This window comes from Streptosporangium nondiastaticum (genome assembly GCF_003011965.1).
Taxonomy (GTDB): Bacteria; Actinomycetota; Actinomycetes; order Streptomycetales; family Streptomycetaceae; genus Streptomyces; species Streptomyces nondiastaticus.
Window position 1 is genome coordinate 1 of record NZ_PXWG01000405.1, and the last position, 393, is coordinate 393.

At 60.6% G+C, this 393-nt stretch carries 1 protein-coding gene; it reads left to right on the forward strand.

Features of this window, described 5'->3' with window-relative positions; translation table 11 throughout:
• Positions 1–393: hypothetical protein (locus B7P34_RS36450; RefSeq protein WP_189383303.1), on the forward strand; the 393-nt coding region annotated here is incomplete at both ends.

Genomic DNA, 393 nt, shown 5'->3' on the forward strand with positions numbered 1-393 from the left:
GCAACAACAGCGCCAGGATCTCATTGAGGAGCGGGAGCGTCTGGAGGCAGACCTACCCCGCCTGGAAAACGCCCTTGAGCAAGCTCCCACGGGCTGGCACCTGGGCAACATGGTAGGCAGCGAAGAGAAGCAAGCGGCTCGCGACGCCCTGTCCAACACCAGGGCTAGCATTGACTCGATTGACTACAACCTCCGTCAACTCGACATCCGCATTGCCTACGCCAAAAAGTTAGCTGGCGCTGATGAGCGGATCGCCCTGGCGATAGAGCAAGAGAAGGCTGCTGCGGTACGTATCGCAAGTATCACCGAAAGCCTGGAGCGGGTGCGCGGCCATCTGGAGCAGATGCGGAGCAACACCGAGCAGTCGCTCCAGCAGGCTAAGGACGTCGAGGT